This window comes from Bradyrhizobium sp. Kon37 (genome assembly GCF_055807535.1).
Genome location: NZ_JBVVOY010000007.1, coordinates 210069 through 230751 on the forward strand (window position 1 = coordinate 210069; position 20683 = coordinate 230751).

The window sequence follows — 20683 nt, forward strand, 5'->3', positions numbered from 1 at the left end:
AGCCCCTCACCCCAACCCTCTCCCCGTAAGAACGGGGAGAGGGAGAAGGAGAGAGCTTCGCGCGCAATGACGACTGCGGAAATACCGTAGACGAATCAATGGGCCGCCTACTGTGCATGGGGTTGTTTCGCGTTTTTATTCAGCCCCGTCCCACGAACGGCATCTTGGTTGCCATGACCGTCATGGTCAGCACGTTGGCGTCGAGCGGCAGGCCGGCCATGTAGGCGACAGCGTCGCCGACGGCCTTCGCGTCCATGCGCGGCTCCTGCTTCGACGTGCCGTCGGGCTGCAGCACGCCGGGGCCGTTGACCATGCGGTCGGTCATGGGCGTTGCGGCGTTGCCGATGTCGACCTGGCCGACCGCGATGTCGTACATGCGGCCGTCGAGGTTGGAGGCCTTGGTGAGGCCGGTGATAGCGTGCTTGGTCGAGGTGTAGGCCGCCGAGAACGGCCGCGGCGCATGCGCCGAGATCGAGCCGTTGTTGATGATGCGGCCGCCGCGGGGGCTCTGGTCCTTCATGATGCGGAAGGCGTGCTGGGTGCACAGGAACGGGCCGGTGAGGTTGGTGTTCACCACCGCCTGCCACTGCTCGAGGCTGAGATCCTCGAAGTTCACCGGCGGTGCGCCCATCCCGGCATTGTTGAAGAGCACGTCGAGCCGGCCGTAGGTGGCCTTGACCTTGTCGAACAGCGCGGCGATCGAGTCCGGCTTGGTCATGTCGGCGGTGACGCAGAGGCTCTTTCCGGCGGGCCCGAGCTTGGCCGTCTCCTCGAGCATGTCGGGCCGGCGCCCGACGAGCACCACGGTGAAGCCGGTGTTCATCAGCGCCAGCGACGCCGCGCGCCCGACCCCGGTGCCGGCGCCCGTCACCACTGCGATCTTTTTCGCTTCACTCATTGTTTCCTGCCTTTTCTCTTGATCTGTCAGGTTTTGGATTCTTTTTCGTTCTTGTAGGGCGGCCGCGGAATGTTCTGATGCGCGGCGCGCAAGGCCGCCGACCAGCGCGAGCGCAAATCGTGGAAATAGGGTTCGCCCGCCTCGATGCGGTGGTTGAGATCGGCCTCGCAGGCGTCGGCGCGCACCACCAGCACGTCGATCGGCAGGCCGACGCCGAGATTCGAGCGCATGGTCGAATCCATCGAGATCAGCCCGGTCTTCAGCGCCTCGTAGAGCTCGACGTCGTAATGCATGGCGCGGTCGAGCACCGGCTTGCCGTATTTGTGCTCGCCGATCTGCAAATAGGGCGTGTCGGTGGTGCATTCGATGAAATTGCCGGCGGTGTAGACCATGAACAGGCGCATGCGCGCGCCGTTGATCTGGCCGCCGAACAGGAAGGACACGTCGAATGACACGTCCTCTGATTTGAGCGCCGGCCCTTCGGTCGTGTGCACGGCCCGGATCGCCCGGCCGATGCGCTGGGCGGCCTGGAACATGGTCGGCGCGTTCATCAGCGTCTCGATCTCACCCGTGTTGGGGTCTTCGAGGCCCTCGGTCAGCGTCGAGAGCACCGACTGGCTGATCGCGAGGTTGCCGGCGCTGGCGATCGCCATGATGCGGTCGCCGGGCTTGGAGAAGATGTGAAGCTTGCGGAAGGTCGAGACGTTGTCGAGGCCGGCATTGGTGCGGGTGTCGGCGATCATCACCAGACCGTCCCGAACCAGAATTCCGCAACAATAGGTCATTTCCAGTCCCCGAACGCGTTTGCGCGGAATTACTAGCCAATTTCAACGGCCGCTCCAACCCCCGATTGCCGCGGGGCGGCAGGGTGAAGCTGTGCGGGCGGGGGGCGTGCGTGGCGCGGTTCAGCTCTGCCGCTGGGATTGCGATTGCGACTGGCCGCCGCGGCCGGCCTGCTCGACCTTGACCGCCACTGACAGCGTCTCCGCGCCGCCGCCATAGCGGGTGCCGCGCACGGGGGCGGCGCCGAGATAATCGAGCCCGATCGCGACGCGGACATGGGCGTCGGTGGCGCAGATGCTGTTGGCGGGATCGAAGCCGACCCAGCCGAGACCGTCGACATAGGCCTCCGCCCAGGCATGGCCCGCGTCCTGATGCACCGTGCCGTCGGAGCGCAGGAAGTGGCCGGAGACGAATCGCGCCGGCACGCCGCCGCTGCGGGCGCAGGCGATGAAGATGTGCGCGTAGTCCTGGCAGACGCCGCGCTTGAGCGTGAACGCTTCCGCCGCCGATGTGCCGCTGTTGGTCGGGTCCTCGTCGAAGGTCATGTGATCGCTGATTTGCGTCATCAGCGTGTGCAGGAAGCCGAGCGTGTCGCTTTCGGCCTCGCTGCGCAGCTGGCGCGCGACCGCATTCATCGCCGGATTGACCGTGGTGAGGTCGGTGGCGCGCAAGAACATGCCGGCCGGAAAGCGCTCGTCGGCGCCGCGCAGAACGCCGCCGGTGTCGTGGGTCTCGATCAGGCCCTCGGCGGTGATCTTGATGTCGCCGACGGGTCCGCAGGACAGGACATGGGTGACGTTGCCGAACGCGTCCTCGTGGGTGTCGAGCTTGGTGTCGGTCGACACGTCGATCTGCCACTCCGCCACATATTGCCCGTCATGGCTGCCGGGCGTCATGCGCAGGATCTGGATCACGCTCGTGGCCTGCGGCTCGTAGCGATAGGTCGTGGTGTGCAGGATTCGCAGGCGCATGATGGACCGTGATTCTAGGTGGTCATTCCGGGACGATGCGTCAGCATCGAACCCGGAATATCGAGATTCCGGGTCTGGCCCTACGGACCATCCCGGAATGACAGAAGATCAGATCAAATACTGCTTCGTGATGATTTCGCCCAGCCTGGAATTGTCGGAGATGAATTCCTGAATGAATTCATGCACGCCACGCTGGAAAATGTCGTTCATATTGCTGTGTTCCAGCCGGTTGCGGATGCCGCGGGCATGGCGCTGGGCCGGACCCTGGCGGCCATAGGCGACCCCGATCTGATCGAGATTGCGCACGAGGTTGCCGTAGCAGCTCGCCAGTGAACGCGGCAGCGTGTCGTTGAGGATCAAGAGGTCCGCGATCAGCCAGGGTTTCAGCGTCTCGCGATAGACCCAGTGATAGGCCGTCAGCGCCGAGACCGAGCGCAGGATCGAGGTCCACTGGTAGAAATCGAGCGGGCCGCCGACGTGCTCCTCCTCGGGCAGCAGCACATGGTATTTCACGTCGAGAATGCGCGCAGTGTTGTCGGCGCGTTCGAGATGCAGGCCCATCCGCGAGAACCAATAAGCGTCGTTGCGCAACATGGTCCGGTAGGCCGAGCCGTCGAAGCGCAGCGAGGTCTCCTGCACGAAGCGCAGAAATTTTGCGAGGTCCTCGCGCGTGGAGGTCCCTCTGCTCCAGACCTCCTGCAATTCGATCCAGGCCGAGTTGATGGTGTCCCACATCTCGCTCGTCAGCGCTGTGCGCACCGAGCGCGAATTCAGCCGCGCGGCCTCGATGCAATTCCTGATCGAGGACGGGTTGTTCGGCGAGAACGACAGGTACTCGACGACGTTGTGCTCGTTGGCTTCCTCGTAGGTCTGATAGAAGCTTGCGGCAACGCCGGCGGTCAAAAGCGCCGAGTCCCATTCGTTGGTCTTGCCGATATAGGCGGCGGGAAGCGCGGTGACGCGCAGCGTCGCATCGATGGTGCGCGCGAGATACTCGGCCCGTTCGACGTAGCGGGCGAGCCAATAGAGGTTTTCGGCGGTACGCGACAGCATCTCTCTACTCGTCCAGGATCCAGGTATCTTTGGTGCCGCCGCCCTGGCTCGAATTCACCACCAGGGAGCCTTCCTTCAGGGCAACGCGTGTCAACCCGCCGGGCACGATCGTGGTGCTCTTGCTGCCGGTGAGCACGAACGGCCTCAGGTCGACGTGGCGCGGCGCAAGGCCGGAAGCCGTGCAGGTCGGGCAGGTCGAGAGCGCCAGCGTCGGCTGCGCAATGAAGCCCTCGGGCTCGCGCTTGAGCTTTTCGCGGAAGGCTTCGATCGTCGCCTTGGTCGCGGCAGGACCGATCAGCATGCCGTAGCCGCCGGAGCCGTGCACCTCCTTCACAACGAGTTCGCTCAGATGGTCCAGCACGTAGGCGAGGTCCTTCGGCTCGCGGCAGCGCCAGGTCTGTACGTTCTTCAGAATCGGCTCCTCGCCGAGATAGAATTTTACGATGTCCGGCATGTAGGAGTAGATCGCCTTGTCGTCGGCGATGCCGGTGCCGACCGCGTTGGCGAGCGTGATGTTGCCGGCCGCATAGGCCGACATCAGTCCGGGCACGCCGAGCGCGGAGTCGGGCCGGAAGGTGAGGGGATCGAGGTAGTCGTCGTCGACGCGGCGGTAGATCACGTCGACCCGTTTCACGCCCTCGGTCGTCCGCATGAACACTTCGTTGTTCTTGACGATGAGGTCGCGGCCCTCGACCAGCTCGATACCGAGCTTGTCGGCCAGGAAGGAGTGCTCGTAATAGGCCGAGTTGTAGACGCCCGGCGTGAGCAATGCGACGGTCGGCTCGCCGGAGGCGCTTTGCGGCGCCACCGAGCGCAAGGCGGACAGCAGCTCGTCCGGATAGCGTTCGACCGGCGCCACCCTGTGGCGGGCGAACAGGTCCGGAAACAGCCGCATCATGATCTCGCGGTTTTCCAGCATGTAGGACACGCCCGAGGGTGTGCGCGCATTGTCCTCCAGCACGATGAAGTCCTCGGAATCGACCCGGACGATGTCGATGCCGGCGATGTGCACGTAGACGTCGTGCGGCACCTGCTGGCCGTTCATCTCGGGACGGAAGACCGGGTTCTGAAAGATGAGGTCGTCGGGCACGATCTCGGCGCGGAGGATGTCGCGGCCGTGATAGATGTCGCGCAGGAACATGTTGAGCGCGCGCACGCGCTGCTTCAGGCCCTTCTCCAACAGCGACCATTCCTTGCCGGACATGATCCGCGGGATCACGTCGAAGGGGATCAGGCGCTCCGTGGACTCGGTGTCCCCATAGACCGCGAAGGTAATGCCGATGCGGCGGAAGAGGAGCTCGGCCTCCTGGCGGCGATATTCGAGCGCCTCGGGAGGCGTCTCCTTGAGCCAGCGCGCCAGCTCCTGATAGGCGGGGCGAAGGTCCCCACCGGGAATGTTCATTTCATCAAACGCGACTGCCATAGATCCCGACTTGTCTCCGCAAGGCGTTGCGCCATTCGACAGGCCGCGAGGCTTGGTGAAGACCGCAACGTCCTGGCCATGCGGCAAGAGTGCATGACTTTCATGCGGTAGCAAGGGCCGGGCCAGCGCGATAAGCATGGGGAGAGGACATTTGCCGGGGATGGCCGGCGGCTTGCCTGAAAAAATGGCTGAGGACTGCTTATTTCGGCAGCAAAAGCGCGTGACTTCAACGCGTTACCTCGGCAAAGTCGGGCCGATAGGTGAGGGACTTGAAGTATGAGCGAGATCGTCACGGCGGGTATTCTGGTCATTGGGGACGAAATCCTGTCCGGCCGGACCAAGGACAAGAACATCGGCTTCATCGCCGAATACCTGACCAATATCGGCATCGACCTGAAGGAGGTCCGGGTCGTCTCCGACGACGAACCCGACATCATTGCCGCGTTGGATGCGCTGCGGCATCGCTACACCTATGTCTTCACCACCGGCGGCATCGGGCCGACCCATGACGACATCACCGCCGACAGCGTCGCCAAGGCGTTCGGCGTCGGCATCGACCATCATCCGGAGGTGGTCGCCCGTTTCCGCGAGCGCTGGAGCGAGCAGGACCTCAACGAGGCCCGCCTGCGCATGGCCCGCATCCCTGATGGAGCCGAGTTGATCCAGAGCGCGACTATCCTCGCCCCCGGCTTCAAGATCGGCAATGTCATCGTGATGGCGGGCGTGCCCTCGATCATGCAGGCGATGATGGACATCGTCTCGCCCAAGCTGAAATCGGGCGTCCGCATGCTCTCCGAATCGGTCCGCGCCAATGCGCGGGAGGGTGACATCGGCAGCCCGCTGCGGGCGATTGCCGCCGAACATCCCGACACCATCATCGGCAGCTATCCCTTCATGGATGAAGAGCAGAAGCCGAACACCAATCTGGTGGTGCGCTCGCGCGATGCGGACAAGCTCGCAGCCGCAATGGCGGCAGTGAAGGAAATGCTGGCGGGATTGAACATCACCCGCTAGCAACCTAGCTGCCGGCAGACGAAGCAGGAGACGACGATGGCTGGTGAAGCACCGGAATTAAGTGCGGAAGAACGGGCGGGCCGCCCCTTTCCGGTGTCGTGGGACCAGTTCCACCGGGATTGCCGGGCGCTGACCTGGCGGCTCAACGAGGTTGGTCCGTTTCATGCGGTGATCGCGATCACCCGCGGCGGCCTGGTGCCGGCGGCGATCGTGGCGCGCGAGCTCGGCGTGCGCGTGATCGATACGGTCTGCATCGCCAGCTACGACCACGACAAGCAGGGCGACCTCAAAGTGCTGAAGGGCATTTCCGAAGATGTGATGAAGCTTGGCGGCGGCACCGGCAAGGGGCTTTTGATCGTCGACGACCTCGTGGATACCGGCAAGACCGGCAAGCTGGTGCGCGCGATGCTGCCCGATGCGCATTTTGCCACCGTCTACGCCAAGCCGAAGGGACGTCCGCTGGTCGATACCTTCATCACGGAAGTCTCGCAGGACACCTGGATCTTCTTCCCATGGGACACCGCGCTGTCCTATCACCCGCCGCTGCGCGACGGGGCGGCGTGATTATCGCCGTCATTGCGAGCGCAGCGAAGCAATCCAGAAATGTGCCCGCGGAAATAATCTGGATTGCTTCGTCGCTTCGCTCCTCGCAATGACGGGCGGAGGCGACCATGCCCCTGCAAAACCGCGTCACGCCGACCGGCGAGATCATCGCGATACCACATCGCGGGCTGTTCACCGGTAACCGCGGCATCATCCATGATCCCGCGACCAAGACGCTGCTGAACAAGCGCTGGTCGACGCCGGCCTGGATCACCTGCCTGTGCGAATTTCGCGGCTGGCGGCGTCCCGTGATGGCGCGGCGGAGCTGGACCGAGCTGTTCTTCCTCGACGAGGCCACCGCCTTTGCCGCAGGCCACCGTCCCTGCTTCTTCTGCCGCCGCGACGATGCCAAACGCTTTCGCGTTGCATGGGAAAAGGGCAATGATGCAAGCGGCATCAGCGCCAAGGCGATGGATGCCGTACTGCATCGGGAACGGCTTGATCGCGGCAAGAAACGGTTGCATGCGCTGCCGAGGCCGCTCGCGGAATTGCCGGACGGCGCGATGATCCAACAGGGCGAGAAGAGCTTTTTGATAATGCAGGGGAGGGCCCTGCTGTGGTCGCCGGCGGGCTATGCCAAGGACGCGCGTCAGCTCGACGACATGAAGTTGCTGACGCCGCCCTCAACGCTGCGCGCGCTCGAGGCCGGCTACCGGCCCGTGCTGCATCCGACGGCGCTGGACTAAGACACGCGCGTCGTGATCATCCCAGCTTCTCGCGTGCCAGCGCGGCACCGGCGCCGAGCGCCATCAGCTTGGCTTCGGCGATCTCGCGCCGCATCGGCGCCATGCCGCAATTGGTGGTGGCGATGATGTTGCTCTTGGGTACGAATTTCGACACCGCGTCGATGACCTGCACGACATCCTCGGCGGTCTCGACCGTGTCGCTGGCGACGTCGATCACACCGGCCTGCACGATCTTGGACTTGAGCAGGGCAAGCAGGTCGAGCGGCACCTTCGAGTTGCGGCACTCGATCGCGACCTGCTGGATCGGGCTGGCGTCGATCGCGGGAAAGATCTGCTCGTACTGCCGCCATTGCGCGCCGAGCGTTTCCTTCCAGTCGGTGTTGGCCTTGATACCGTAGCCGTAGCAGATGTGCACGGCAGTGGCGCAGGTCAGGCCCTGCGCGGCGCGCTCCAGCGCCTTGATGCCCCAATCGTTGACCTCGTCCATGTAGACGTTGAACGCGGGTTCGTCGAACTGCACGAGATCGACGCCGTCGGCCTGCAGCGCCTTGGCTTCCTCGTTCAGGAGTTCGGCGAACGCAAAGGCCATCTTGACGCGGTCGCCATAGTAGCGATCGGCAATGGTGTCGATGATGGTCATCGGGCCGGGCAGGGTGAATTTCAGCTTCTTCTTGGTGTGCGCGCGGGCGACGCGCGCCTCGTCGGCGTGGACGCGGCTCTTCAGCCGGAGCGGGGCGACGACCTGCGGCACCATCGCCTTGTAGCGATCCTTGCGGATGCCCATCTCGACCTTGTGGGCGAAGTCGATGCCCTCGATCTTCTCCAGGAAACCGTGGACGAAATGCTGCCGGGCCTGCTCGCCCTCGGTGACGATGTCGATGCCGGCATCCTCCTGGACTTTGACGGCAAGCATCGTCGCATCGCGCTTGGCGCGGACGAGCTCGTCGCCCTGCGACTTCCAGGGCGCCCAGAGCATGTTGGGTTCGGCGAGCCATTCCGGCTTCGGCAAGGAGCCGGCGATCGTGGTTGGAAACAGCATGGCGGCCCTCACGGCGGGTTATGATTGCGCCCCTTCCTGCCATGTCTTAACGTCGAGGTACAGAACAACAAAAGTCGCCTCGAAACCGGCGGCGCCCGACCGGAAACGCCATGATCGAATTCTTCTTCGACTGTTCCAGCCCCTGGACCTATCTCGCCTTCCACAACATCCAGCCGCTGGCCAGGGAGGTTGGCGCGGAGATCGTCTGGCGGCCGATCCTGGTGGGCGGCATCTTCAATACGGTCAACCCAAGTGTGTATGTGCAGCGTGAGACACCGGTGCCGTTGAAGGCCCGCTACATGAAAAAGGACCTTGCCGACTGGTCGCGCTCGGCCGGTCTCGCGATCAAGATGCCGCCGACGGTATTTCCGGTGAACAGCGTGAAAGCGATGCGCGGCTGCATCTGGCTCGGCAAAGACATGGTGCCGTTCGCGACCGCCGTATTCGAGGCCTATTGGGGCGGCGACAAGGACATCTCACAGGACGCGGTGCTGGCCGAGATCTGCAAGAAACTCGGCGTCGACGAGCAGAAATTCTTCGCGGGCATTTCGGGGCAGGGGATCAAGGATCAGCTCAAGGCGAACACCGAAGAGGTCGTCGCCCGCGGCGGCTTTGGCTCGCCGACGATCTTCGTCGGCAAGACCGACATGTATTTCGGCAATGACCGCCTGCCGTTGATCCGCGAGGCGCTGCTGCGCGGCAAGGCGAGCGCGGCCTGATGGTGCGGACTGTCGTCTGCCGCGCGCTCGGCGCGCCCGAAAATTTGCGGCTCGAAGAGTTTCCGTCGCGCGAGCTGAAGCCGGGCGAAGTGCGCGTCGCAATCCGTGCCGCCGGCTTGAATTTTCCAGACGTGCTGATGGCGGCCGGCGAATACCAGCTCAAGCCCGAGTTGCCGTTTACGCCGGGGATGGAGGCGGCCGGCGACGTGACCGAGGTTGGCGCAGAGGCGAGCGGCGTCGCCGTCGGCGACAAGGTCATCGTCAAGATGCGGCACGGCGCCTTCACGGATGAAGCGGTGGTGACGCCGTCGCAGCTCACGCCGATGCCATCGACGTTCGACTATGCGGAAGCCGCGACCTATCTCGCCGGGCACGGCACCGCCTATCACGCGTTGATCGACCGCGGCCGGGTTGCGCCGGGCGAGGTGCTGCTGGTGCATGGCGCCGGCGGGGGCGTGGGCCTTGCTGCCGTGGAGATCGGCAAGATGCTGGGTGCGATTGTGATCGCGACAGCGTCCAGCGACGAAAAGCTCGCAATCGCCAAGGTGCGCGGCGCCGATCATCTCGTGCGCTATGACCGCGAGCCGTTTCGTGATGCCGTCAAACGGATCACCGACGGTCGCGGTGCCGACGTCGTGTTCGATCCCGTCGGCGGCGAGGTGTTCGAGAATTCGATGCGCTGTATCAACTGGGGTGCTCGGCTGCTGGTGATCGGCTTCACCGGCGGCATCGGCTCGGCGAAAACCAATCTCCTGCTGATCAAGGGTGCCAGCGTGCTCGGCGTGCGAGCGGGCGAAGCGGTACGGAAAAATCCCGCGCTTGGCGAAGTGCGCCTGAAGGCGTTGCTCCAATGGGCCGAGCAGGGCAAGCTGCGCCCCAACGTCTCGCACCGCCTGCCGCTGGAGGAGGTTGCGAAGGCGATGCGGCTGCTGATCGACCGCAAGGCGATCGGGCGCGTGGCGTTAGTGATGGGGTGACGGTGCCGTTGGATCGTAGCGTGGGTTAGCGAAGCGTAACCCACCCCTTCTGTGTCCGCGGATACGAAAGAGGTGGGTTACGCCTTCGGCTAACCCACCCTACGATGCCTCACTTATACTCCCGCTCCGTCCACCACGGGAAATAGTCCGGCATATCGCTCGACACCTTGTTCTTGAACTGCGCCGGGCGCTTTTCCAGGAACGACGTCACGCCTTCCTTCACGTCGTCGGAGCGGCCGCGCGCGTAGATGCCGCGGCTGTCGACCTTGTGGGCCTCCATCGGATCGTCGGCGCCCATCATGCGCCACATCATCTGGCGGATCAGCGCCACCGACACCGGCGCCGTCTTCGCGGCAAATTCCTTGGCGAGCGCGCGGGCGGTCGGCAGCAGATCATCGGGCGCTACGACCTTGCTGACGAGGCGACCGGCGAAGGCTTCCTGCGCCGGGAAGACGCGACCCGAATAGCACCATTCCAGCGCCTGCGAGATGCCGACGATGCGCGGCAGGAACCAGCTCGAGGCGGCCTCCGGCACGATGCCGCGCTGGGAGAACACGAAGCCGAAGCGCGCGGCGTTGGAGGCGATGCGGATGTCCATCGCGAGCTGCATGGTAACGCCGATGCCGACCGCGGGACCGTTGACCGCGGCGATCACCGGCTTGAGGCATTTGAAGATGCGCAATGTCACCTGGCCACCGCCGTCGCGCACCTGGGAATCGCTGTAGTCGACCTTGCCGTCGGCGAAGCGCTTCACCGGCCCGCGACGCACGTCGCGATCAAAGGTGTCGGCGCCCGACGAAAGATCTGCGCCCGCGCAAAAACCGCGGCCAGCGCCTGTGACGATGATGGCGCGGACGTCGTCGTCCTTGTCGGCGGCGTCGAACGCGTCGATCAGCTCTCCTTGCATCTGCGCGTTGAAGGCGTTGAGCTTGTCGGGCCGGTTCAGCGTGATGGTGAGGATCTGCTCGGCGACCTCGTATTTGATCGTCTCATACGCCATGGTGGTTTCCTTCCTTTTCTTTGTTATTGGTGTTTCTACGCAGCCTGCCGTCATGCCCGGGTTTGTCCCGGGCATCCACGTACTTGCTTCAGTGCAAGCGTATAGACGTGGATGGCCGGGACAAGCCCGGCCATGACGGAGTATGTAGATTACTTCGCTGGCGGGCTCGGCCAGGGCTTCTGTGGCCCGCGCAGGCTCTCAAAAGCCTTGGCCATGCCGAGCACGCCGATATCGTCGAAGCGGCGGCCGACGATCTGCACGCCGATGGGAAAACCCTTGGCGTCGAAGCCGCCGTTGATGGAGATCGCCGGATTCTCCGACATATTCCACGGCACGGTATAGGCGATGTGCTCGAAGGGCTTCATGGGATCGTTGGTCGGCGAGGCCCACTCCGCCGGATAGTTCACGTTCGGCGCGGTCGGCGAGATCACATAGTCGAGCTCGCAGAACAGCTTTGATGCCGCGGCGCGGATTGCCATGGTCTGGTTGAAGCCACGGATAACGTCGCCGCCCGAGAGCTTCGCGCCAGACTCGCCCCACTTGAAAATGTAGGGCAGCACCTTTGCCTGTTCGGCGGGCGTCAGCTTCGACAGATCATCCCACATCCGTGCGCGCCAAAAGTTGTCGAGGCCGTCGAGCATCTCGCGCGTGAGGATGCCGTCGACTTCGGTGACCACGGCCCCTGCGGATTCGAACGCTTTCGCCGCCTTCACCGCGACCTCGCGCACCGGTTTCTCCAGCGCCAGGCCAACGCCGGGATCGAGCATCAATCCGATGCGGAGTTTGCGCGGGGATTTCTCCAGCCCCTTCCAGTTGAGGGGCTCCGCGGGCAGGCTCGTGCCGTCGCGTCGGTCGGGTTTTGCGATCGCGCTCATCATCAGCGCGCAATCGTCGACGGTGCGGGTCATGGGACCGGCGACGCGGCCGACATAGGCGGGATCGATCGGTACGCGTCCAAAGCTCGGCTTGAATCCGACGAGGCCGCACCAGCCCGCGGGCAGGCGGACCGAGCCGCCGATATCGGTGCCGAGATGCAGCGGGCCATAGCCGGCCGCCGCAGCGGCGCCCGCGCCGGCGCTGGAGCCGCCGGGGTTCTTAGCGAGGTCCCAGGGATTGCGCGCCAGCGCGTGGAAAGAGGACAGCCCCGAGGACAGCATGCCGTAGTCGGGCATGGTGGTCTTGGCGAAGATGATCGCACCGGCTTCGCGCAGGCGGGCCGCGGGTGGTGCGTCCTTCTCCGCCGGCGTGAGCTTGACGCTGGCAGCCCCCAGCGGCACCGGCACGCCCTTGGTCGCGATGTTGTCCTTCACGGTCACCGGCACGCCGTCGAGCGCGCCAGAGGGCTCGCCCCCGGACCAGCGCGCGGTCGAGGCCTTCGCGGTCTCGCGCGCGCCGTCGGGATCGAATGCATAAAGCGCCTTGAGGTGCGGCTCCCACGCGGCGACATGCGCGAGCACGTCTTCCAGCACCTCGCTCGGCGAGAACTGCTTGGCGCGATAGCCCGCGATCAGATCGACCGCGGAGAGATCGTGCAGCGAGGTGACTTCCTCTTCGACGCTCTTTCTATGCATGGGCACCCACCGGCATCCGGGTCTCGATGATCCGGGCGAACATGCTGGCACCGATCGGCAGGATCTTGTCGTCGAGCACGAAGCCGGGATTGTGCACGGGCACCGAGCCGTCGTGGCCGACCCAGAAATAGGCGCCGGGAATGGTTTGCAGCATGTCGGCAAAATCCTCGCTGCCCATCTTCGGCTGGGCGCGGGTGATCACGTTGGCGGGGTCGACGATGGTGCGCGCGACGTCTTCGACGACCTTAGACTGCTCGACCTGGTTGACCAGCACATCGAACGTGTCGCGGATGTCAACGTCGATCACGCACTGATAGGCGCTCGCGATGCCGGCGCAGATCGTGCGGATGCGTTCGCTGATCAGGGTGCGGACTTCTTTCGAGAAAGTGCGGATGGTGCCGCAAAGATGCGCCTCGCCGGGGATGACGTTGTACGCCGAACCGGCGTGAATCTGCGTGATCGAGACGACTGCGGCCTGCAGCGGCTCGACGTTGCGGCTGACGATGGTCTGGATCGCCTGCGCCAGCGTGGTCGCGATGATCACCGCGTCCTTGGAGCGTTCCGGCATCGCGCCATGCGCGCCATAGCCGGTGATGCGGAGGTCGAAGAAGTCGGCACTGGCCATCGCAGGGCCGGGCAGGATCGCGATCTCGCCGTGGTTGAGGTCCGGCGCATTGTGCAGGCCATAGAGCTCGTCGCAGGGAAATTTCTCGAACAGGCCATCCTTGATCATGGCGCGGGCGCCGCCCAGGCCTTCCTCGGCCGGCTGGAAGATCAGGTGCACGGTGCCGTCGAAATTCTTGGTCTCGGCGAGGTAGCGCGCGGTGCCGAGCAGCATGGTGGTGTGGCCGTCATGGCCACAGCCGTGGAAGCGGCCCGGGATCTTCGAACTCCATTTCAGATTGGTGTTCTCCTCCATCGGCAGCGCGTCCATGTCGGCGCGAAGCCCGATACGCTTGCTGCCCGAGCCCTTGCCTTTGATGACGCCGATCACGCCGGTGCCGCCGAGACCGCGATGCACCTCGATGCCCCAGCTCTTCAGCTTGTCCGCGACGATGCCGGAGGTGCGCACTTCCTCGAAGCCGATTTCCGGATGAGCGTGGAGGTCGCGCCTGATAGCGGTGAGTTCGTCGGCATAGCCGTCGATGCGGTCGATCGTGGGCATGTGTTCTGTCCAGTTAGCGTGAGGAGGGAGTGAAAGCCGGGCCGTTCGGCTTGATGCGGATCCCCGGCCGGAGGCGCGTCCACGGCAGCGTGGCTGTGTCAGCGGGCATCGCGCCGGGGGCAGCGCAGATCATCAGCTTTTCCGCGATCGGTTCGAAATCGGCGCGGAAGTGCACCGAGCTCTTGTTGACCAAAATCTTCTGTTCAGTCGGCTCGATGCCGACATAGCGGTACATGGCCTGATCGGCGAGCTGCGCCTTGTGCGAGCTCACGACGATTCGGACGTCGCCGATGCGAAGGCATGCGGACGGGCCCATCTCCATCTCGCGGCCGCCATAGTAGGGACCGGGCGCGACGAAGCGGCCGTCGGAAAGTTTTTCGACGACGAAGGTCTCACGATAGGGCTCGTCGCCGGGAATACCGGACTTGCCGCCGAGCGACAGCGTCACGCTGGCGCCGACGCCCGCTGCATGCGCTGCCTTGGCCGATTCCGGATCGTAGATCGCGCCGGTCGCAGCACTCGCCTTGTTGCGGACCAGCGCGCGTAGCATTCCGGTGGTGTCGGAATCGCCGCCGGCGCCGGGATTGTCCTGGGTGTCGGCGATGATGATCGGCTTGCTCGCGCCCTTCGAGAGTTCCATTGCGTGGCGCACGCCGTCATCGGGTGACCAGATCTTGCCGTCGAAATCGTCCTCGTGGCTTTCGATCAGCTTCACGATCGCATCCGCCGCGCCGTCGGCATAGGCTTGGGTCTTGCCATAGGCGAACACGCTCGGGCCGCAATCGCGGAAATCGGCGGCGGGGAAGCCGGGCGCGAAGGACAGCGTCGGAACCGCGTCGCTCTCCAGCGCGGCAAGCTTTTCGTAGATGCCCTTGGTCGGCTGGTCGTTGGTGCACTGCCAGCTGATCGGGATCAGGAACGGCAATTGCCGGAAGGATTTTGCGAAACGCTGCTTTGTCTTCAAGAGCAATGCGAGGTGTCGCGCGCAGGCACGGCCGGTCTCGGCCATGTCGACATGGGGATAGGTGCGGTAGGCGATCAGCGCGTCCGCATACTCCATCATCTCGGGCGTGACGTTGGCGTGGAGATCGAGGCTGGTGACCAGCGGAATGTCCTTGCCGATGACGCGGCGCACGCGGGCCAGAATCTCGCCTTCGCCGTCGTCGAGATGTTCCGTGACCATCGCGCCGTGCAGATCGAGATAGACGGCGTCGATCGGGCCGGCGGCTGCGATGCCGTCGATCATTGCTTTGACAATGCGCTCGAAGGCGTCCCTGGTGACATGCGCCGAGGGGCTGGCGCCGCAAGCGATGGTCGGGATGAGTTCCCAGCCATGAGCCTCGGCGCTGTCGACGAAACCGGCGAGGCCGACATTGATGCGGCGCATCACCTTCAGCACGTCGGGTCCTTGCGTCATCGCCGGCCAGCCACCGCCGTGCTGGAAGTCCGCGAACGTCGCCTTCGTCGGAGCGAAGGTGTTGGTCTCGTGCAGGAAGCCGCCGACGGCGATACGTGTCATCAACTCAAGTCCAGCAATTGAAAGTGCGCGACGTTAGCCCTGTGCTTGCGGCGAGAGCAAGCCGGGAAGCAATCGCGCCGCGCATGGCGTCAAGCCGTTTTAGGAATGCTTGTCGCAACCGCCGTCATTGCGAGCGCAGCGAAGCAATCCAGAATCCCTCGACGGGGACAGACTGGATTGCTTCGCTGCGCTCGCAATGACGAGGAGAGAAACTAGGCGCTGGCCGCCGCGCCCTCGGCCACCGGCCGGAAGTTCGCAAAATCCCAGCCGCGGCCCGGCGCTGCCTCGAGCAGGGCTCTGGTGTAGGCTTCCTTCGGATGCGTCAGCACTTCGGCGGCCGGGCCCTGCTCGACGACGCGGCCGTGTTGCATCACCACGACCTCGTCGCAGATCTGCGCGGCGACGCGCAGATCGTGAGTGATGAACAGGATGGCGATGCCGAGCCGCTTCTGAATCTCGTCGAACAGTTCCAGCACCTGCGCTTGCACGGAGACGTCGAGGGCGGAGACCGCCTCGTCCGCAACCAGCACGTCGGGGTCGAGCGCGAGCGCGCGGGCGATCGCAATGCGCTGACGCTGGCCGCCGGAGAATTGGTGGGGATAGCGCGCGACCGCATCGGCGGGCAGGCCGACCAGCTCGAGCAATTCGCGCGCACGCTTCATTGCGTCGGCATGCGACACGCCATAATTGATCGGGCCTTCCGCAATGCTTTCGCCGACGGTGACGCGCGGGTTGAGCGAGCGGTAGGGGTCCTGGAATACGATCTGGATCTTCTTGCGATGCGGCTGCAACAGCCGCCGCGAGATGTCCGAGATCTCGCGGCCGGAGAGGCGGACGCCGCCGGAGGTCGGGTCGATCAGGCGGACGATGCAGCGCGCCACGGTCGATTTGCCTGAGCCGCTCTCGCCGACGATGCCGAGCGTGCGGCCCTTGCGCAGCGTCAGCGTGACCTTGTCGGCGGCGACGACTTCGCGGCCCTTACCGAAGAATGCTCGCTCGCGATAGACCTTGCCGAGCTCGTTGGCCTCCAGCACCACCGGTTCCTTGGTCTCAGGCCGTGCCGCGCGCGGCACCAGGCTCGGCACTGCCGAGAGCAGGTTGCGGGTGTACTCCATGGTCGGATTGCGCAGGATGGAATCCAGCGTTCCGGTCTCGACCAGTCGGCCCTGCCGCATCACCGCGACGCGGTCGGCGATTTCGGCGACCACGCCCATGTCGTGGGTGATGAACAGCACGGCGGTGCCGTGATCGCGCTGGAGGTCGCGGATCAGGGTCAAAATTTGCTTCTGCGTGGTGACGTCGAGCGCTGTGGTCGGCTCGTCGGCGATGAGCAGCTTCGGTTCGAGCACGAGTGCCATCGCGATCATGATGCGCTGGCGCTGACCGCCTGAGAGTCGGTGAGGGTAGGAGGCAAAGATACGCTCGACCTGGGGCAGGCGCACCTGCTCCATCATGTCGAGGATGCGCTTCTTGCGCGCCTTCGCATCGAGCTTGGTGTGCGCGCGCAGAACCTCGTCGATCTGGCGGCCAACCGGCATCACCGGATTGAGTGCCGTCATCGGCTCCTGGAAGATCATCGCCATGCGCGTCGCGCGGAGCTGCCGCAGGCGGCGGTCGGTCGCGGTGAGAATCTCCTCGCCGACCAGCTTGACGCTGCCGCCGGTCGGAATCAGCGTGCCCTTCGGCAGCAGACCCATCGTGGTCAGCGAGGTCACCGACTTGCCCGAGCCGCTTTCGCCGACGAGGCACAGCGTCTCGCGCTCGTGCACCTGGATCGAGATGCCGTCGATGATGTTTGCAGCATTCGGCTTCTTGCCGACGGAGACGACGAGGTTGTTGATGTCGAGGATCGGGCTGGTCATCACTTGATCGGTCATCATTTGCCTTCCCGCTGCTTCATGCGCGGATCGAGTGCGTCGCGGGCGGCGTCGCCGATCAAATTGATGCTGAGGATGGCGATCGAGAGCAGCAGGCCCGGCCAGAAGATCAGCGTCGGCTTGAGCTGGAAGTACTGACGGCCCTCGGCCATGATGTTGCCCCAGGTCGGCGTTTCCGGCGAGATGCCTGCGCCGAGGAAGGAGAGGATGGCCTCGGTGAGGATCGCGGACGCGCAGACGTAACTGCCCTGGACGATCAGCGGTGCGATCGTGTTCGGCATCAAATGCCGCCACATGATCTTTGGCAGGGATGTGCCGACCGAGATCGCCGCTTCAACATAGGGCTCTTCGCGCGCCGATAGCACGACCGAGCGCACCAGGCGTGCCACCCGCGGAACTTCGGGGATCGTGATCGCGATCAGCACGGTCCAGAGGCTGGCGCCGGACAGCGACACCACGGCGATTGCCAGCAGGATGCTCGGCATTGCCATCAGGCCGTCCATGATCCGCATCATGACGGAATCGACCAGCTTGAAGAAGCCGGAGACGAGGCCGATCGCCAACCCAATGACGATCGACATGATCGCCGAGCCGATGCCGATCAGAAGCGAGATGCGTCCGCCATACATGACGCGCGACAGCAGGTCGCGGCCATAGGCGTCGGTGCCGAGCAGGAATTGCGCCGAAGAGGGCTTCAGCCGCTGCGAGGGCGCAAGCTGGATCGGATCATACGGCGCGATCAACGGCGCCAGGATCGAGATCAGCACGACCAACGCGAGGCAGATGGTCGCTGCCGCGATGATCGGCGTCGAGGTCAGGAATCCGAAGCGCGGCCGCAGCGGCGATGTGATCGGGATGGAGGACTGGGGAAGGGTATCGACAGACATTCTTGTTGTTATCCTTAGCCCTAGTACCGGATCCGGGGATCGAGCAGCGTGTAGGCGACGTCGATCAGGAGATTGACGACGACATAGATCAACGACGTCAGCAGGATCATCGCCTGGATCACCGGATAGTCGCGCGCCAGCACCGCATCCACCGTGAGGCGGCCGATGCCGGGGATGTTGAACACGCTCTCGGTGACGACGACCCCGGAGATCAAAAGCGCAAAGCCGGTCCCGATCACCGTGATCACGGGCACGGCGGCGTTGCGCAGCGCATGGCGCATCATCACGGCGACTTCGTTGATGCCTTTTGCGCGCGCGGTGCGGACATAGTCCTCGCCGAGCACGTCGAGCATCGCCGCGCGCGTCATGCGCGCGATCAACGCGATGTAGATAAAGGACAGCGCGCAGGTCGGCAGGATGATGCGCTCGAAGAACGGCCCAAAACCGTTCGAGATGCTGCGGAAGCCCTGCACCGGCACCCAGCGCAGGTCGATCGCGAAGACCTCGATCAGGATGTAGCCGACCACGAACACCGGCACCGAGAAGCCGAGCACGGACAGGCCCATCACGAAGCGGTCGATCCAGGTGCCGTGCTTCCAGGCCGCGATCACGCCCAGGGGAACAGCGACGATGACGGCGAGGATGATGGTCGACAGCGCAATCGAGATCGACGGCTCGACCCGCTGGCCGATCATCTTCATCACCGGAAGGTTGGAGATGAGTGAAGTTCCGAGATCGCCATGCAGCAGCTTGTTCAGCCAGGTGATGAACTGCACGATCAGCGGCTCGTTGAGGCCGAGCGAGGTCCGGATGCGCTCGAGCCGCTCCGGCGTGGCGTTGTCGCCGGCAAGAATCGCGGCGGGATCGCCCGGGGTGAGGCGGAGCAGGAGGAACACGAACAGCGCCACCACGCCCATCACGGGTACGGCGGCGAGAATTCGGCGAAGGAGATATCCGAGCAAGTTGGATCCCGTCAGATTAGAGTCAAATCAGCGACAGCGGCTGGAGCCTGGGGTTCTGCCACCAGCCTAACATTTCAGCAATTCCCATGCCATCCGGGCCACCGTTTTTGCAGTGCGGTCAACTTGTTTCGGTGACCTGGCCGGGTTTTGGCGATGTGGCTCGCACCGTTACTCCAGAGTCGCGAGCAGCCCCGCCATCAGCCGGCCGCGTTCGACCAGACTTTCAACCTCGATATACTCTTCGAGCGTGTGGCCGTTGCCGCCACGCACGCCCAGGCCGTCGAGAGTCGGGATGCCCATTGCGCCGGTGAAATTGCCGTCGGAGCCGCCGCCGGCGCTCGCATGCGGCAGTTCTGCGCCGAGCGACTTGGCGATCCCGCGCGCCTTTTCATACAGCGCCATGGTGCCGGCATCGGGCTCCCAGACCGGACGTGTCACGCCGCGCGTCACCTTGAAGGTGACATCATCGGTTGTACCGGAGAGCGCCAGCATCCTCCCAACGCCGCGATCGAGGTCGGCCTGGCGCTTGGCCATCGAAAGCGCTTCGCCGGTGGCGGTCGTGGCAACGCAATTGACCCATTGACCCCCGTGCACGACGCCGACGGAGAATGTGCAATCCTCGCCCGTCATCGCGTCGATGGCGAGGATTTGCCGCGCCATCTCGCGGATAGCCGAGCGGCCCGCCGACAAGGTGGCGCCGGCGTGGCTGGGCCGGCCGGTCGCCTCGAGATTGAAACGCGCGATGGCGTAACGTCCGGTAGTGACGCCGTTGTCGGCGCGGCCGGGCTCGGGCACCAGCACGTATTTGTTGCGCGCGGCTTCCGCCTCGATGATATCGCGCGTGGAGGGTGTGCCGACTTCCTCGTCGGGTGTGAACAGCACTGTGATAGGCAGCGGCGTCGTGAACGAGGCGCGGGCCAGTTGGCGGATCGCTTCCAGCGAAAGATAATTGCCGCCCTTCATGTCGTAGATGCCGGGTCCGTAGCACTTGCTGCCCTCGCGCCGCCATTTCAGCTTCTCGATGGTGCCCGTGGGGTGGACGGTATCCATGTGTCCGGCAATCAGGATGCCGGGCTCGCCTTGCTTCGGATGCGGAAAGCGGGCGCGGATCACGCCGCCAAAGCCCTGGCGACCGGCGATGCGCTCGATCGTCGCACCCATGATCGCCATCTCCCGCGCCGCGATATCGAGCATGCGGTTCACGGCGCTCGCGTCCCAGGTCGGGCTTTCGCATTCCACCCAACCGCGCAGGCCCTGGAGCATTGCTTCAGAATCGAAGGGAAGATTGGCTGGATTCATCTCAATGTCTCTCCAATGTCTCTGGGGCTTCGGAACATGGAACGCGCATTGCATCGCGCGGGGCAGGACAGGCGGAGAGCGTTGTAGAGCCAAACCGATCCTTGTGGAGCCCGTGCGCGCGCCGCTTGGGCTTGCAGCGAAACCGGATTGACGCGCTCGGCACTGTCTGCAAGTCTCGAAAAGATAAAGGCATTGCATGAGGTTAGTTCGCCTAAAGAACGAACCGGATGCTCAATC

At 64.4% G+C, this 20683-nt stretch carries 19 protein-coding genes; 5 read left to right on the forward strand and 14 right to left on the reverse strand.

Annotation, left to right across the window (positions count from 1 at the left end):
- Nucleotides 1-139: 139 nt before the first annotated feature.
- The 5 genes from AC0L3J_RS17240 to AC0L3J_RS17260 all read right to left on the reverse strand — a co-directional run bounded on the left by AC0L3J_RS17240 (nucleotide 140) and on the right by AC0L3J_RS17260 (nucleotide 5128).
- Entirely contained in the window at nucleotides 140-898 is a 759-nt protein-coding gene (locus tag AC0L3J_RS17240; RefSeq protein WP_007602492.1) for an SDR family oxidoreductase, read from the reverse strand.
- A 26-nt stretch (nucleotides 899-924) separates the two neighbouring features.
- On the reverse strand, nucleotides 925-1683 hold the full coding sequence (locus AC0L3J_RS17245) for a proteasome-type protease (protein ID WP_106944555.1): 759 nt from the start codon (nucleotides 1681-1683) through the stop codon (nucleotides 925-927).
- Between the two features lie 120 nt (nucleotides 1684-1803).
- A complete protein-coding gene (locus AC0L3J_RS17250) occupies nucleotides 1804-2652 on the reverse strand; it encodes a transglutaminase family protein (RefSeq protein ID WP_007611900.1) in 849 nt (282 codons plus the stop codon).
- A 108-nt stretch (nucleotides 2653-2760) separates the two neighbouring features.
- Nucleotides 2761-3705 carry an alpha-E domain-containing protein gene (locus tag AC0L3J_RS17255; RefSeq protein WP_473347830.1) on the reverse strand — a complete coding sequence of 315 codons (945 nt, stop codon included), beginning with the start codon at nucleotides 3703-3705 and terminating at the stop codon, nucleotides 2761-2763.
- Between the two features lie 4 nt (nucleotides 3706-3709).
- A complete protein-coding gene (locus tag AC0L3J_RS17260) occupies nucleotides 3710-5128 on the reverse strand; it encodes a circularly permuted type 2 ATP-grasp protein (protein WP_456769302.1) in 1419 nt (472 codons plus the stop codon).
- Between the two features lie 276 nt (nucleotides 5129-5404).
- Here AC0L3J_RS17260 and AC0L3J_RS17265 point away from each other — a divergent pair, with 276 nt between their 5' ends.
- The 3 genes from AC0L3J_RS17265 (at nucleotide 5405) to AC0L3J_RS17275 (ending at nucleotide 7431) form a co-directional block, all read left to right on the forward strand.
- The gene (locus tag AC0L3J_RS17265) at nucleotides 5405-6142 is read left to right on the forward strand and encodes a competence/damage-inducible protein A (protein WP_473347831.1); all 738 of its coding nucleotides are present in this window, start codon (nucleotides 5405-5407) and stop codon (nucleotides 6140-6142) included.
- A 36-nt stretch (nucleotides 6143-6178) separates the two neighbouring features.
- Nucleotides 6179-6706 carry a xanthine phosphoribosyltransferase gene (gene gpt, locus AC0L3J_RS17270; RefSeq protein WP_007602504.1) on the forward strand — a complete coding sequence of 176 codons (528 nt, stop codon included), beginning with the start codon at nucleotides 6179-6181 and terminating at the stop codon, nucleotides 6704-6706.
- 107 nt (nucleotides 6707-6813) lie between these two features.
- Nucleotides 6814-7431, forward strand: a complete 618-nt coding sequence (locus tag AC0L3J_RS17275; protein ID WP_473347832.1) for a hypothetical protein — start codon at nucleotides 6814-6816, stop codon at nucleotides 7429-7431.
- Nucleotides 7432-7447: 16 nt separating this feature from the next.
- On the opposite strand, the gene AC0L3J_RS17280 is transcribed toward AC0L3J_RS17275, so the two are convergent.
- A complete protein-coding gene (locus AC0L3J_RS17280) occupies nucleotides 7448-8470 on the reverse strand; it encodes a methionine synthase (protein ID WP_473279637.1) in 1023 nt (340 codons plus the stop codon).
- 110 nt (nucleotides 8471-8580) lie between these two features.
- Here AC0L3J_RS17280 and AC0L3J_RS17285 point away from each other — a divergent pair, with 110 nt between their 5' ends.
- Both AC0L3J_RS17285 and AC0L3J_RS17290 read left to right on the forward strand, forming a co-directional pair.
- Nucleotides 8581-9189, forward strand: a complete 609-nt coding sequence (locus AC0L3J_RS17285) for a DsbA family protein (protein ID WP_473347833.1) — start codon at nucleotides 8581-8583, stop codon at nucleotides 9187-9189.
- Nucleotides 9189-10166 (forward strand): NADPH:quinone oxidoreductase family protein, encoded by a 978-nt coding sequence (locus AC0L3J_RS17290; RefSeq protein WP_473347834.1) that lies wholly within the window; start codon nucleotides 9189-9191, stop codon nucleotides 10164-10166. Before AC0L3J_RS17285 ends, AC0L3J_RS17290 begins: the two co-directional genes overlap by 1 nt.
- Nucleotides 10167-10275: 109 nt before the next feature.
- On the opposite strand, the gene AC0L3J_RS17295 is transcribed toward AC0L3J_RS17290, so the two are convergent.
- The 8 genes from AC0L3J_RS17295 to AC0L3J_RS17330 all read right to left on the reverse strand — a co-directional run bounded on the left by AC0L3J_RS17295 (nucleotide 10276) and on the right by AC0L3J_RS17330 (nucleotide 20446).
- Nucleotides 10276-11166 (reverse strand): crotonase/enoyl-CoA hydratase family protein, encoded by an 891-nt coding sequence (locus tag AC0L3J_RS17295; RefSeq protein ID WP_473347835.1) that lies wholly within the window; start codon nucleotides 11164-11166, stop codon nucleotides 10276-10278.
- Nucleotides 11167-11315: 149 nt separating this feature from the next.
- Nucleotides 11316-12737: an amidase gene (locus tag AC0L3J_RS17300; RefSeq protein ID WP_473347836.1), complete on the reverse strand. Its 1422-nt coding sequence runs from the start codon at nucleotides 12735-12737 to the stop codon at nucleotides 11316-11318.
- Complete coding sequence (locus tag AC0L3J_RS17305; RefSeq protein ID WP_473347837.1) at nucleotides 12730-13902, reverse strand: M20 aminoacylase family protein; 1173 nt, start codon at nucleotides 13900-13902, stop codon at nucleotides 12730-12732. The genes AC0L3J_RS17300 and AC0L3J_RS17305 overlap by 8 nt, the downstream gene beginning before the upstream one ends.
- 13 nt (nucleotides 13903-13915) lie before the next feature.
- Nucleotides 13916-15421 carry a M81 family metallopeptidase gene (locus AC0L3J_RS17310; RefSeq protein ID WP_473347838.1) on the reverse strand — a complete coding sequence of 502 codons (1506 nt, stop codon included), beginning with the start codon at nucleotides 15419-15421 and terminating at the stop codon, nucleotides 13916-13918.
- A 212-nt stretch (nucleotides 15422-15633) separates the two neighbouring features.
- Complete coding sequence (locus AC0L3J_RS17315; protein WP_473347854.1) at nucleotides 15634-17283, reverse strand: ABC transporter ATP-binding protein; 1650 nt, start codon at nucleotides 17281-17283, stop codon at nucleotides 15634-15636.
- Between the two features lie 14 nt (nucleotides 17284-17297).
- Nucleotides 17298-18185 carry an ABC transporter permease gene (locus AC0L3J_RS17320; protein ID WP_007611875.1) on the reverse strand — a complete coding sequence of 296 codons (888 nt, stop codon included), beginning with the start codon at nucleotides 18183-18185 and terminating at the stop codon, nucleotides 17298-17300.
- A gap of 20 nt (nucleotides 18186-18205) precedes the next feature.
- Complete coding sequence (locus AC0L3J_RS17325; protein WP_007602533.1) at nucleotides 18206-19147, reverse strand: ABC transporter permease; 942 nt, start codon at nucleotides 19145-19147, stop codon at nucleotides 18206-18208.
- A gap of 168 nt (nucleotides 19148-19315) precedes the next feature.
- Nucleotides 19316-20446, reverse strand: a complete 1131-nt coding sequence (locus AC0L3J_RS17330; RefSeq protein WP_473347839.1) for a M20/M25/M40 family metallo-hydrolase — start codon at nucleotides 20444-20446, stop codon at nucleotides 19316-19318.
- Between the last annotated feature and the right edge of the window lie 237 nt (nucleotides 20447-20683).